Genomic DNA, 13,182 nt, shown 5'->3' with positions numbered 1-13,182 from the left:
AATAACATAAACTATTTGTTTTTTTTTGAAATTATTTTTTTGTTTTAAAACGGATTGAAAATTTAATGTTAGATATAGGTTAAGAACCAAAGGTTTAAATCTATGATGTTTTACTGATGTATGCACTTCCGAATAGACGAAAATAAAATCTGGAGATGAAAAATATACTGATTTGAGTACTTCTGCTTTGTCTTTCGGCTTCCTGCCAAGAAGTCAAAGAACTTGATCCAACAGCCCGTGAATTTGACCAAAAGACGACTTTGGTTCCTACCGATACCTTAACGATTCCTATAGGGTACCGATCAGATGTATACAGCAGGTATGTGAAGGCCTCTATCATAAACAATATCCCGTACCTAGGGGTAGTAAATGTAAACACAAATGATTTGGAATTTTATGCACTCTCTGATAAGGGAAAGGACTTTAAAGTGCGTTTATATTTGGATGGACCAAATGCTGTGGGATAACTTAAGGCCTTTGAAGTAATTTCAGACTCTACCCTGCTTATAGCTAGCACCTATAGGATACGGCTTTACTTAACTGACTTTGAGGGGAATCTTAAAAAGACAATAGAAACTGATGATACATCAAGGAAGGGCAAGCCTTTAGTGCAGATGTATTCTACACAAAGCCCTTTGTTGTATCATAAAACCAGTGATGATTTTTATGTATTAACTAAAGTAGATACTGATTACAATGGCCCAGGGCAATGGTCAGGCACCATGTTTATGAAAATTGCTAACAGCGTAAACGAACCGATTCAATATGTTTTTGAGCTACCCAAGTTTTTCAACGATTTTGTTCATGGTGCTTATTTTAGCCATAGTTCGCATGGGTTGGCAGATGATCGATACTTGGTTTTTGGAATTCCTTTTTATAATAATATATTGGTCTATGATTTGGAAAAAGAAGAGCTAACTGAAAGAGAGGCTGGGAGTAAGTACTTTGGAGATGCACTCCCTTGGGACAGCCCAAATATGGATGGACACGAAGAGTTTTATGTCACTTCCAACTCCTACCGGGAGCTGGCCTATGATGAGCAAAATAAACTGCTCTACCGTCTGGCTTACCGCAAGGTAGACTATATAGGTCCTGATGGACAAAGGCGAAATTGGGATAACAAACCTCCTTCAGTAATCATGATCAACAGCGACTTTGAGAAAGTAGGAGAAGTGGATCTGCCTAAAAATACTATATATACCCGCATGTATTTTACCCATAATGGAAAGCTTTACCTATCCCTTAACCATCCCGTCACAACCCTTCGGAAGACGAGATGGTTTTTGTGGGTTTCAAGCCGGAGAAGTTATGAAGAATTGGTTTCAATTGATGCATTTTGCAACCTGATGAAAAAAAATTAGTGAATTTAGGGTATATTAAAGGTTTGCAATTAAAAGGAAGAGGTTATTAAAACATCAAGCTTAGCTTCGACTGATGGAATTGTGGCTTCCTATTTGTCTTGTTCCACATAAAAAAGAAATAAATCAAATTATGGAGGAAAGTGAGACGATAGGTTCGAAGAGAAAAAACTGGGCTGGGAATTATACTTTCAAAGCAAAAAACCTTTATGAACCAAGTACAGTAGCTGAAATTCAGGACTTGGTTAAGCGATTGGATCAGATAAAAGCCCTGGGTTCCAAACATTGTTTCAATGACATTGCAGACAGTTCTAAAAATCAGATTTCTACCAAGCAATTAAACAAAGTCCTTGGATTGGATAAGGACAAAAAGACCTTGACAGTGGAAGCGGGGGCACGCTACGGTGATTTTTGTAAAGAATTACACGCGCAAGGTTTCGCTTTGCATAACCTGGCTTCCTTGCCCCATATAACCGTGGCAGGAGCATGTGCTACAGCTACCCACGGATCGGGTGTGGAAAATGGGAACCTGGCCACTGCGGTAGTAGCCATCGAATTGGTCATGCCCAACGGTGAGCTGAAAAACCTGGACAAATCAGATCCTGACTTTTATGCCGTGGTTGTAGGTCTTGGTGCCTTTGGGATCATTACTAAATTAACCCTTGAGGTACAGGAAACCTTTCCCGTTCAGCAAAATGTCTTTTTAAACCTTCCACTAGAAAGTTTGGAATTGCATTTTGATGCCATAATGTCTAGCGGATACAGCGTAAGTTTGTTTACCGACTGGAGAGACAAGAAGATAAGTGAAGTATGGGTCAAACAAAAAGTGGCTGAGGCCTCTGTTCAAATGGAAGCTGATTTTTATGGTGCAACAGCAGCAACCAAAAACATTCATCCTTTTCTGGCGCAGTCGGCAGAATGCTGTTCTGAACAGATGGGCATGCCAGGACCTTGGTACGACAGGTTGCCCCATTTTAAAATGGATTTTAATCCAAGTGCAGGAGAAGAGTTACAATCTGAATTTTTTGTTCCTCGTGAAAATGCCGTAGCAGCCATCCTTGCGATAGAAAAATTAAACGATCAAATTTTTCCTCATTTATTTATTTCGGAAATTAGGGCAATTGCTGCGGATGATTTTTGGATGAGTCCATGTTATCACCAAGATAGTGTAGCCATTCATTTTACATGGAAGCCTCATGTCAAAGAAGTAATGGAATTAATCCCCAAAATTGAAGGAACACTGGCAGCATTCAATGGAAAACCCCACTGGGGAAAACTTTTCACTATGAACCCTAAAGCGCTAAAACAGCAATATGAAAAGTACCCTGATTTTCTGGAATTAACCAAAAAATACGACCGGGAAAGAAAATTTAAAAACCATTTCCTCTCCACAAATATTTATTGATAAAACAATGATTTTTAAGAGATGATCCCCTAAAGATTCTGTTGAGACAGGCGCTACTCCTCTTTCTCAAGGGGGAGTTTCGGCAAAAAGGTACTTTATTGCTGAATTATTGAAATTGTAACGGGCTGAGGGAATGTATAATCAGGTACGCACTCGTAAGTCCTGTAAGCACGAAATCCCCCTTTTCTTCAAAGGAGGAAAAAGGGGGATTATTTCGTAAACATCCTGACTCGTCCTAAAATTTAAGTACATATTATTATTTATATAATTTAATATTTATATAATGGTATAGGTTTACAGTATAAAATTGACCCGTCCTGAAAAAAGTTTACCGTTTTAAATTTTATTCATAGGTAGTACTAACACAAATTTACAAAACCGAATCCCAAAGGGATGACAGGATTATAGATTTAAAAATCGCATCAAATTCAAAACCCCAAAGGGGTGACAGCATTAAAGCCATCAGAGGGTAAAATTATACCTGCAACTTATTTTATTGAATTTTTTGCTGGATTGGCTAATTTTATAATACCATCCCCACGGGATTTATGTATTTTTCAGGTACCATTTTGCTATAATCTTGGCACCCCTTTGGGGTTTCTGAAAATCTTCTTTCCCTAGCCACCTTGAAGGGGGGTATTACGCAACCATCATTAAAACAATTAGTTGTAAATGGAATTCACTCAATTTGCATCATCAAATTATTCAGGCTTTCTGCCAATGTAGGATGCGCAATGGGAAGATTTTGAATTTTATCATAGGTAACCTTACCTACCATGGCCATCTGAAGGACCGCCATCACCTCTCCTCCATCTAAACTTAAAATGGTAGCACCTAAGATCTGCTTGCTCTCCGGATCCACTATTACTTTAAAAAAACCATTCGTTTCATCGGTTTCCAGTGCTCTACCGGCATGCTTCATGAAAAATTTCCCCACCTTATAGGAGACCCCTTTTTCTTTGGCTTCCTGCTCATTAAGTCCTATTCTTGCCAGTTGAGGATCAATAAACACACAGTAGGGAAGCAACCTGTCCTTTGAAGAGATTTCTTTATCTCCTTCATAGATACTTCTAAAGGCAATGTGCGCATCATTATATGCCATATGGGTAAAAGGTGGTGATCCGGCGACATCTCCAAGGGCATAGATGTTCGGAACGCTGGTCTTAAAGGTTTCATTTACTGCTATATGACCCTTTTTCGTAAGCTTTACACCGATGTCCTCTAGCCCCAAGCCCTTGCTGTTGGGTTTCCTCCCGGTAGCTACCAGTAAGTGGCTGCCTTCAATAGTTTTTGGTCCTGATTTACCTTCCAGATAAACTTTAAATTGATCGTTTTCGAAATTCACCTTAGTGACCGAGGTATCCAAGTAGGTGTTAATTTCATCTTCAGCAAAGATCTTTGAAATTTCCTCACAAACGTCCTTATCTTCCTTGGGTACAAGTTTTGGGGCTTTGTCTATAATGCTGACCTTGCTACCAAATCTTTTGAACATCTGTCCAAATTCAAGCCCTATATATCCGGCACCAAGAATAATCAAGTGCTTTGGAGTTTCCTCGAGCTCCATGATGCTTGTGCTGGTCAGGTAAGGTGTTTCTTTCAAACCATCAACCTTAGGGATAAAGGGATAAGCACCAGAATTTAGGAAGATTTTATCCCCTTTAATTTCAAGAACTTCAGCTCCTTCCCGTTCAATGCTTACTTCGTTGGATGAAAGAAGAGTTGCTTTGCCTAAGATGATGTCTACGTTTTTTGCTTTTGTAAGGCTTTTCTCAGCCCCTCCCCTAAAGGTAGTAACAATGTGGTCTTTGCGGGCTTTGATGGCCTTTTGATCGATAGTGTAACTTTTTACATTTACACCGAAGTCTTCAGCTCTGCCCACCAGGTGAACCACTCTTGCTGAGGCTACCATGGTCTTGGTAGGTGAACAGCCATCATTGATGCATGTCCCGCCTATTACTCTTTTTTCCACCAAAGCCACAGTCAAACCTTTTGCACTTATCTTTTTTGCCAAGGGCATTCCCGATTGCCCGGCACCTATGATGATTGCATCGTATTTTTTCATGGGGATTATTCTTTGATCTCTACCCCTTTCCAGAAAGCCACATGGTCTTTTATTTCCCTTGCAGCTTCTTTTGGTTCAGGGTAATGCCAGGCAGCATCAAGATTGGTGTCCTCCCCAACACGGATATGGTAATAATTCGCTCTTCCTTTCCAAGGGCAATCAGAGGTAGTCTGAGAGATTTCAAAAAATTGCCTGTTTAGAGACGCATGCGGAAAATAATGGTTGTTTTCCAAAAATACCGTCTCATCAGATGCTGCGAGTGTTTTTCCTTTCCAGATGGCTTTCATAATTAATCAGGTTTATTTCTGATCAATTACAGCCAAAACCATGCTAGAAAAAAAGCGACTATTTAGGTCGCTTTTTATTTTTTCTTTTGTTGAGAAATTTAAGATTAATCACTTCTTTTTCTTCGAGGAATCGATAATTACCTCTTGGAATGTCTTTTTTGCTTAATCCGGCAAAGGTCACCCTGTCTAGGGCGATGACTTCGTAACCGAAATGGGCAAATATCCTACGTACAATTCTGTTTTTACCGGAATGGATCTCTATACCCATGATGGTTCTGTCCTTAGACAAAACTTGAAGATCATCAACTTCAGTAAGTCCGTCTTCTAATGTAACCCCTTCAAGAATCGCCTCCACATCATTTTTGGCAATGGGTTTATCCAAGGTTACCTGGTAGATTTTTTTGATCTCATAAGAAGGGTGGGTGAGTTTGGCAGATAGTTCTCCATCATTGGTGAAAAGTAAAAGTCCGGTGGTATTTCTATCCAACCTGCCTACAGGGAAAAGTCGTTCTTCACAGGCATTTTCTACCAAGTGCATGACTGTTTTTCGTTCGAAGGGGTCATCAGTGGTGGTAATAAAATCCTTTGGTTTATTAAGTAAAATATAAACAGGTTTTTCAGGACGTATGGATTTTCCCTTGTATACCACACGGTCTTTTCTAAGCACCTTATAACCCATTTCATTTACCACTTTCCCATTCACGGAGATTTCCCCATTTTCAATGAGTTTGTCTGCATCTCTTCTGGAACAAATGCCGGCGTTGGCAATGAACTTATTCAATCTGATTTCATCAGATTCCTTATGCCCGGATTTTTGAATGCTTTTAAGGTTGTACTGCGGTTGAGCCTCTGATTTATTTTTTCCGCTCTTGAGAGGTGAAAAAGGCTTTTTGAAAGGCTTTTTCTTCCTTTCTTTGTCTTCGGCTTTGCCAAAAATGGGTTTTTGATTGCGTCCCCTTCCTTTGTATTCAGTTTTTTCTTCAGGGATTTTGGAGCTAGGCTCCTTTTTTTTATCGTAAGAACTACGTTTCCCGGAGTTGGTCGACTCTCCTTTTGAATTTTTAGGAGACCTTTCGGACCTATTGTTGAATTTTTTCATAAGCTTGCAGCATCTCTGCTGTATTAAAATATACGAATGTAATGGCTTGAGCCTAAGGTGACTTTACCTTAAGTTTCAAAGCGGATGCAAATTTAGTGCTATTTATTAAATAATTACATCAAACAGGAGAAATCAATCCGATTGATTTCCAATTTCATTTTCTTCCGCTTTGAAATCCTTAGGTTGAGGGAGTTCGCTTAAATCATTAATGCCAAAGTACTCCATGAACTTTGGACTGGTGCCATATAGAATGGGCCTTCCCAGTCCATCAGACTTTCCTTTTATGGCTACAAGAGACTTTTCAAGGAGTTTTTGTACAGAATAATCACAATTGACACCTCTAATTTGCTCCATTTCAGATTTAGTGATGGGCTGTTTATAGGCAATAATAGAAAGGGTTTCCAATTGAGCATTGGAAAGTCTCTTTTGTGATTGGTGTTTTTGCAGGATGGCTACACTGCTGAGGTAGGCCGGCTTTGTCAAAAACTGGTAGCCTCCTGCCAAATTTTCCAAGCTGAATGAAAAATCATCAGAAAGGTATTTGTTGGTCAGTTCCTCCAGTGCTTCTTCTAAGTGCGCCATAGGAATTTCTGTCTCAAACATTTCTGCGAGACATTTTTGAATTTCCTTGATGCCAAGGGGTTCTGGGGAACAAAATATTAATGCTTCTATATGTTTGGGTAAAAAGTCCACGCTTATTTTTTGCCTAATTTTGCTTCAATACTGTGCATGGTATGGGGGACGGCCTTTAACCTTTCCTTGCTTATGAGTTTTCCTGTGTCTACACATACCCCATAAGTCCCGTTTTTTATCCTCCTCAGAGCATTTTCCAGATTAATAATAAACTTTTGCTGTCTTGCAGCCAATTGACTTAGGCTCTCTCTTTCAAGCGTGTCAGCTCCGTCTTCAAGTAGCTTTGATGTGGAGGCCGTGTTTTCAGTTCCACTGTCATTTTGTTTACTTAAAGAACGTTTCAATTGATTCAACTCGTCTTTAGCGATGGACAGTTTTTCATTAATAAGCGATTCAAATTCCTGAAGCTCTTCTCTGGAATAACTGGTTTTTTCTACCTGGCTCATAAAACATTACTTTAAAATTTCCCTAAAATACAGTGAGTATTCTGAAATCAAAAATTTTATTTTCAAGATAAAATTACATGAATTCATTTTAGGTGAATTTAATTTTAAAAAGAAGAGATGAAAGAGATAGAGTTGACTTTTATATTTTATTATTTCTCATTCTGCAATCAAATTATTTTGAATTGTTGGTTTGAAAATATTTTGAAAAGTGATTCACATGCTATACTTGAAATATCCCTAAGAAAGTATTAATTTGAACGCCTAAACAATACTAATCCAAATTAAATCCGATGAAAAGAATCTTAGCAATTGTTATATGTGCATTAATCTCCTTAAACGTGTCCGCTCAAAAAGCAGATAAAGGCTGGAAGGAGCTTTTTAATGGCAAATCATTTAAAGGTTGGTCTTTTAGTGAAAATCCTGAATCATTCAGCATAGTGGATGGAGTAATTAAGGTGGAGGGGCCAAGGTCCCACATGTTCTACACCGGCAAATACAAAAAGCATGATTTTAAAAACTTTGAATTGAAGATGCAGGTAAAAACCATGCCTGGGGCTAATTCCGGAATTTTTGTTCATACTGAGTTTGAAGAAGACGGATGGCCAAGTAAAGGCTATGAAATTCAGGTCAATCAAACGCAGGGTGATTGGAGGAAAACCGGTAGTGTTTACAGCTTTAAAGATGTAAAAGAAACTTTTGTTAAAGATAACGAATGGTATACCCAACACATCATCGTTCAGGGTGATGATGTAACCGTTAAAATCAATGGGAAAGTGATCAATGAATTCAATGAAAAAACAGATAGAGGAGAAATTGGTGACAGCGGCAAGAGGTTAAGTCATGGAACTGTGGCACTTCAGGCCCACGATCCCAAAAGCGTCGTTTATTACAAAGATATAATGATTAAACCCCTGCCTTAATGAGTTTTGTTTTTATATATCATTAAAAAAAAATTTAAAATCCGGTCGGCCTTTTGGTTGACCGGATTTTTTTTTATCGATTTTTTTCAATGCTTAGTGATTCACATGAATTTTTTAAAGGTACTAATTCATTAAAAAAAATAGGGCAGGTGTTGCAATAACAAATGAAGCAATGACTAATAAATATACTCTTATAAATCATCAAGCGCTAAGGGAGTTTACCGGGAAGGTTTTTATGTCACTTGACGTGCCCCCTAAAGAGGCCGTCCTTGCGGCGGATGTGCTTGCTTACAGCGATGAACATGGGATTGATTCTCATGGAATAGCAAGATTGAAAACCTATTTTGATTTACTCAAGGCAGGTAGGGTCAACCCAAAACCAAAGCTCAAGGTCCTTCGGGAAAAACATGCAGTTGCCACCATAGATGGGGACAATGGTTTGGGATTGGTGGTAGGTCCTCAATCCATGCAAATGGCCATTGAAAAAACCAGCCAACATGGGTCCGGCTCCATAGCAGTTTGTAATACCAACCATTATGGAGCAGCCGGTTATTATCCACTTATGGCCACTCGAAAGGATTATATAGGAATGTCCATGACCAATACCACCAAAGGCGTGGCCCCATTTAATGGTAAGGAAAAAATGCTGGGAACCAACCCTTTGGCAATGGCCTTTCCCACTTTAAATGAACCGGAGGTGGTGATTGATTTTGCCAGTAGCACTGTGGCTTATGGAAAGGTGGAAATTGCACATAGGGAAGGGAAATCAATACCTGAATATTGGTGTCTGGATGAAAAAGGGGAGGTCACCACAGCTCCTGAAAAGATGATCAATGGAGGCGCTTTATTGCCACTTGGAAGTACTAAAGAAGGCTCGGGGCATAAGGGATACTGTTTGGCTGCGGCAGTTGATATCCTTACAGCAGTCTTAAGTGGGGCCAATTGGGGACCCTTTGCCACGCCCTTTGCCATACATTCTGCTATTCCTGTAATGGAGGTGGGAAAAGGAATTGGACATTTCTTTATGGCTTGGGATATTGAAGGATTTAGGGATTTAAAGGCTTTCAAAGAGAGTATGGATCATTGGATTGTTACCATGAGAAATGCTGTACCACAGAAAAGTGAAGGGAAGGTGCTGATTCCCGGAGATCCTGAGCGAGAAGCTTTTGCTTCAAGGATGAAACAAGGTATTCCTGTGCATCATTTGATCCTTGAGGAGTTAATGACCATGTCAAAACTTTGTAAAATTCCTTTGCCTTAAGGTGTTGGATCATTTTAAATTTGGTTTTAATTTTTCAACTAGAACCAGGATGGAAGCTGGGAAGCAGAACAAAGGCTTTGATGTTTTTGTTTGGTAAGATGATTACTTAATTTGTGTGTAATAGATTATTTGGGTTAGGCTAAGTTTATAGATGATGATACAAAAACTCATTCTTTTTTCGGGGTTCTCGGGTATTACTGTTTTTATTGGTGGTCTTTTAGCCAATTATTTTAGTCACCATATCAAAGAGAAGCCCATTAAATATGAGATAATTCATGCCCTGATGTCCTTTGGTGCAGGAATAATATTGTCTGCATTGGCATTGGTGCTTATACCAAAAGGCATGGAAGAACTGGAGCTTCTTCCGATGGTGGCCTCCTTCCTAATTGGAGCAATTTTGTTTATGGCGATTGATTGGTATTTGGCTAAAAAGGGTGGTCAATTGGCTGCCTTATTGGCCATGGTGATGGATTTTATTCCCGAATCGATTGCCTTGGGGGCTACCTTTGCCATTGATCCGGAAATGGCTACCCTTTTGGCTGTTTTTATAGGTTTACAAAATCTTCCTGAAGCTTTTAATTCTTTTAGAGATTTGGTTTTGAGCGGATTTACAGTCACCAAAACATTAGTGATATTTTCATTATTAAGCTTTTCCGGAATTGCCGGTGCATTGGTAGGTCATTTTTACTTAAGTGATTATCCTGATTTGACCGCACAATTGATGGCCTTTGCAAGTGGGGGTATTTTATATTTATTAATCCAAGACATTATTCCTGAAAGTAAGTTGAAAAATAATTACCTTTCTTCTTTGGGGGCTATATTGGGGTTTTTGGTAGGAATTATAGGGGAAAAAGTAATGTAGGTGCCCAAGCTTAAAAATTGAATTAATATCACCCGTCAAATCATCAATCATTCATAAAAATTGCTATTCCTACTAGATATGCCTATTCAAGCTTTGAAAACCATGAAGTCATTGCCTCTTCTTATATCCATATTATGGCTCTATTCCTGCACAGGGAATAATAATACAAACACTAATCACGGCTTTTCACAGTTGATCACCTGTGGAGATGAGGAAGTGGCGGTATTTGAAAAGGCAGCGACTGATTCACTTGGATTTGTCAAGGTTTGGGAATGGACAGCATCCATGTCTGAAGGGCTGCCTGAAGACTTTCATGATTATTTTAATACGACAGATGAATGCAAACCTGTGGGGGAAAACCAAATTTTAATCACTTCTTCTAGTGGAGGTGTGGCCTTGGTGAACAGAGACGATAAGAAGACCGTTTTTTATGCGCATGCCCCCAATGCCCATTCTGCAGAATACCTGCCCGGAAATAAATTGGTGGTGGCTTTGTCTACAGCAAAGAATGGAAATTCCATTAGACTATATGACTTGGACCATTCTGATAGCATATTGTTTACTGACAGTTTATTCTCAGGACACGGTGTGGTATGGGATGAGCAAAATAATAGTTTGTTTGCTTTGGGATTCGATCAGTTGCGTGAGTATAAGCTTGAGGACTGGGACAGCTCAGCGCCTTGGTTAAAGCAAGTCAGTGAATGGGAAATCCCTGATGAAAGCGGTCATGATTTGTTTCTTACCGATGATAGCCGGTTGCTATTGTCCACTACCAATAGTGTGTGGCAGTTTGATATTAATCGTTCAATATTTTCCCCTTTTCCGGCACTTGAAGGTGTTCATCACGTCAAATCAGTTAACTTGAACGCGCAAACAGGTGAACTTGTGTACACCAAAGGAGAAATAAGTTGGTGGACCCACCATGTTTATATGCACCTACCTAAAAAAGATACTTTAGCCTTAACCAATAAAAAAATTTATAAAGTTAGGGTCATGTGATACTTTTAAGTAGGTAAATGAGATGAAGGATAATTGGGTCCCCCTGGAGTGCGATTTCTTAGTAGAATTTTTTATTGTATGAAGATTGTAAGGACAGATAAAGAGCTTGAACTTCCACTGGTAGATAGAAAACTAGAGGCAAAAGGGCATGAACTTGTTCTTTTACCTGAAGGGATAAGTGAGGAGTTGCTTTTGGAAGAGGTTAGGGACTGTGACCTGTTGTTGATGTGTTACACTATGATAAGTAAAAAAGTCATAGAAGCTTCGTCCAACCTAAAGGCCATTATCAAATATGGAGTGGGTATAGATGCCATTGACATAACTGCAGCCAATAATAAGGGTGTTGTGGTGGTGAATGTTCCTGAATATGCAGAAGAAACTGTAGCAGAGGGTGCATTTGCCATGTTGTTGGCTTTGACAAAAAAGATCCCTTCAATCCATCATCAGATGAGCAGCTATGCTTGGGCATGGCCCACACAAAGGTGGCTGGGACAGGATGTTTCAGGCAAAACCTTGGGTATAATAGGTTGTGGCAAAATAGGTTCGAGTATGGCAAGGATGGCTGGTTTGGGATTCAATGCCAAAGTAATTGGATATGATCCTTATAAATCCAGGGATGAATTGGCAGAAAAAGGGATTGTTAAAGTTGAGGCACTCAACACTTTATTGGAAGAGAGTGATTTTATATCATTGCATGCCGTGTTGACCAATGAGACCCACCATATGCTTGGTAGGGAAGAGTTGGCAAAGATTAAAAAGACTGCTATTATTATTAATACAGCTCGAGGTGCCCTGATAGATGAAGAGGAATTATTGCAGGCATTGGAAGGTGTGGCTTTGGATGTTTTTAGCGATGAGCCTTTAAATCAGGAGTTTCACCCATTAAAAAAGCTTTATACCATGGAAAATGTTTTACTATTTCCCCACCTTAGCTTTTACACGAATGAGGCCATGGAGCGTTTGGAGACTGAAACCTTGGATAGATGCGAAGAAATCTTCGAAAATAGACCTGTACTAATAAAGTCCAAAGACCCAAGGCTTCAGCAACAAAGTCATTTAAATACTGTTTATATAAGTGACGAGCGACTATAATGGGTATATATTTGCGATTAATGATTTCCGTAAGTAAAATGAATTTTGTCCAGAATATAAAGAATGACTAAGGACAGGTCCCTTTATGAAGAAGATCAGATGCTATTGGAAATGGCCGGAGGCAATGAAAAACCGCTTGACTATTTCTACAATAAGTATTCGCCTAAAGTTTATTCTACAGCCATAAGTTATACCAAAAATGAACAAGATGCTGAAGAGGTACTGCAAGATGTTTTTATCACACTTTTTGAAGCCGCAGGTAAATTTAAAAATGATGCCTCTGTCAGTACTTGGATTTACAGAATTACCGTCAATAAATCCCTGGATTTTCTTCGAAAGAAAAATAGTCTAAAACGAAAAGGCATTTTTTCGTCTATTTTCAGTAAAGATACAGGTGAGACCATTGTAGAGCCGGTAGATTTCGTTCACCCCGGAATAAAACTTGAAAATGCCGAAGATGGCAAACTGCTATTCAAAGTCTTGGATGAGTTGACAGAAAATCAAAAAACAGTTTTTATCCTGACACAGATCGATGGGCTACCACAACAGAAGGTGGCAGATATTATGGAGGTCAGTAGAAAATCTGTAGAATCACTGTTGCAAAGAGCCAAGGCATCAATGCGTGAAAAATTAGAAAAATTTTATCCTGAGCGAGGGAATTTCAAAAAAAATACGTCAAAGTAATTATGGAAGCGTGGAAAAATAAAGTGGTAAATAGCCTCGAAGGAATGGAAGAAGTCCGACCTCCGGAAGGTAAT

General features: G+C 39.1%; 14 protein-coding genes. 9 read left to right on the top strand and 5 right to left on the bottom strand.

The features are described from left to right. Positions 1–260 precede the first annotated feature (260 nt). The 3 genes from AAC037_RS07575 to AAC037_RS07565 all read left to right on the top strand — a co-directional run bounded on the left by AAC037_RS07575 (position 261) and on the right by AAC037_RS07565 (position 2,763). On the top strand, positions 261–467 hold the full coding sequence (locus tag AAC037_RS07575; protein WP_339902408.1) for a hypothetical protein: 207 nt from the start codon (positions 261–263) through the stop codon (positions 465–467). A gap of 18 nt (positions 468–485) precedes the next feature. Beyond that, the gene (locus AAC037_RS07570; RefSeq protein WP_339902409.1) at positions 486–1,361 is read left to right on the top strand and encodes a DUF4221 family protein; all 876 of its coding nucleotides are present in this window, start codon (positions 486–488) and stop codon (positions 1,359–1,361) included. 73 nt (positions 1,362–1,434) lie between these two features. Then, positions 1,435–2,763: a D-arabinono-1,4-lactone oxidase gene (locus AAC037_RS07565; protein WP_339902407.1), complete on the top strand. Its 1,329-nt coding sequence runs from the start codon at positions 1,435–1,437 to the stop codon at positions 2,761–2,763. 679 nt (positions 2,764–3,442) lie between these two features. Here AAC037_RS07565 and lpdA read toward each other — a convergent pair. From lpdA to AAC037_RS07540, 5 genes are all read right to left on the bottom strand, one after another. After that, entirely contained in the window at positions 3,443–4,825 is a 1,383-nt protein-coding gene (gene lpdA / locus AAC037_RS07560; protein ID WP_339902406.1) for a dihydrolipoyl dehydrogenase, read from the bottom strand. Between the two features lie 5 nt (positions 4,826–4,830). Continuing rightward, on the bottom strand, positions 4,831–5,112 hold the full coding sequence (locus AAC037_RS07555; protein WP_303613147.1) for a DUF427 domain-containing protein: 282 nt from the start codon (positions 5,110–5,112) through the stop codon (positions 4,831–4,833). 58 nt (positions 5,113–5,170) lie between these two features. Next, positions 5,171–6,211, bottom strand: a complete 1,041-nt coding sequence (locus AAC037_RS07550) for a pseudouridine synthase (RefSeq protein WP_303613146.1) — start codon at positions 6,209–6,211, stop codon at positions 5,171–5,173. Between the two features lie 132 nt (positions 6,212–6,343). Further along, positions 6,344–6,904 (bottom strand): SMC-Scp complex subunit ScpB, encoded by a 561-nt coding sequence (gene scpB, locus AAC037_RS07545; protein WP_339902405.1) that lies wholly within the window; start codon positions 6,902–6,904, stop codon positions 6,344–6,346. Positions 6,905–6,906: 2 nt separating this feature from the next. Further along, positions 6,907–7,290, bottom strand: coding sequence for a TraR/DksA C4-type zinc finger protein (locus AAC037_RS07540; RefSeq protein WP_303613144.1), 384 nt, complete (start codon positions 7,288–7,290; stop codon positions 6,907–6,909). Between the two features lie 290 nt (positions 7,291–7,580). Between AAC037_RS07540 and AAC037_RS07535 the strand changes: the two genes are divergently transcribed. The 6 genes from AAC037_RS07535 (at position 7,581) to AAC037_RS07510 (ending at position 13,108) form a co-directional block, all read left to right on the top strand. Beyond that, positions 7,581–8,210, top strand: a complete 630-nt coding sequence (locus AAC037_RS07535) for a DUF1080 domain-containing protein (protein ID WP_339902404.1) — start codon at positions 7,581–7,583, stop codon at positions 8,208–8,210. A 172-nt stretch (positions 8,211–8,382) separates the two neighbouring features. After that, positions 8,383–9,471, top strand: a complete 1,089-nt coding sequence (locus AAC037_RS07530; RefSeq protein WP_339902403.1) for an Ldh family oxidoreductase — start codon at positions 8,383–8,385, stop codon at positions 9,469–9,471. A gap of 151 nt (positions 9,472–9,622) precedes the next feature. Continuing rightward, positions 9,623–10,333, top strand: coding sequence for a ZIP family metal transporter (locus tag AAC037_RS07525; RefSeq protein ID WP_339902402.1), 711 nt, complete (start codon positions 9,623–9,625; stop codon positions 10,331–10,333). Positions 10,334–10,435: 102 nt separating this feature from the next. Then, positions 10,436–11,332 (top strand): DUF6528 family protein, encoded by an 897-nt coding sequence (locus tag AAC037_RS07520; RefSeq protein ID WP_339902401.1) that lies wholly within the window; start codon positions 10,436–10,438, stop codon positions 11,330–11,332. A gap of 78 nt (positions 11,333–11,410) precedes the next feature. After that, positions 11,411–12,424 carry an NAD(P)-dependent oxidoreductase gene (locus tag AAC037_RS07515; RefSeq protein WP_339902400.1) on the top strand — a complete coding sequence of 338 codons (1,014 nt, stop codon included), beginning with the start codon at positions 11,411–11,413 and terminating at the stop codon, positions 12,422–12,424. Between the two features lie 63 nt (positions 12,425–12,487). Next, positions 12,488–13,108, top strand: coding sequence for an RNA polymerase sigma factor (locus AAC037_RS07510; RefSeq protein ID WP_339902399.1), 621 nt, complete (start codon positions 12,488–12,490; stop codon positions 13,106–13,108). Positions 13,109–13,182: the final 74 nt, after the last annotated feature.

Origin of the sequence: uncultured Cyclobacterium sp. (assembly GCF_963976465.1) — a bacterium.
Lineage (GTDB): Bacteria > Bacteroidota > Bacteroidia > Cytophagales > Cyclobacteriaceae > Cyclobacterium.
Note: the sequence above shows the minus strand (reverse complement) of the source record. Positions and strands in the feature narration are given on the sequence as shown.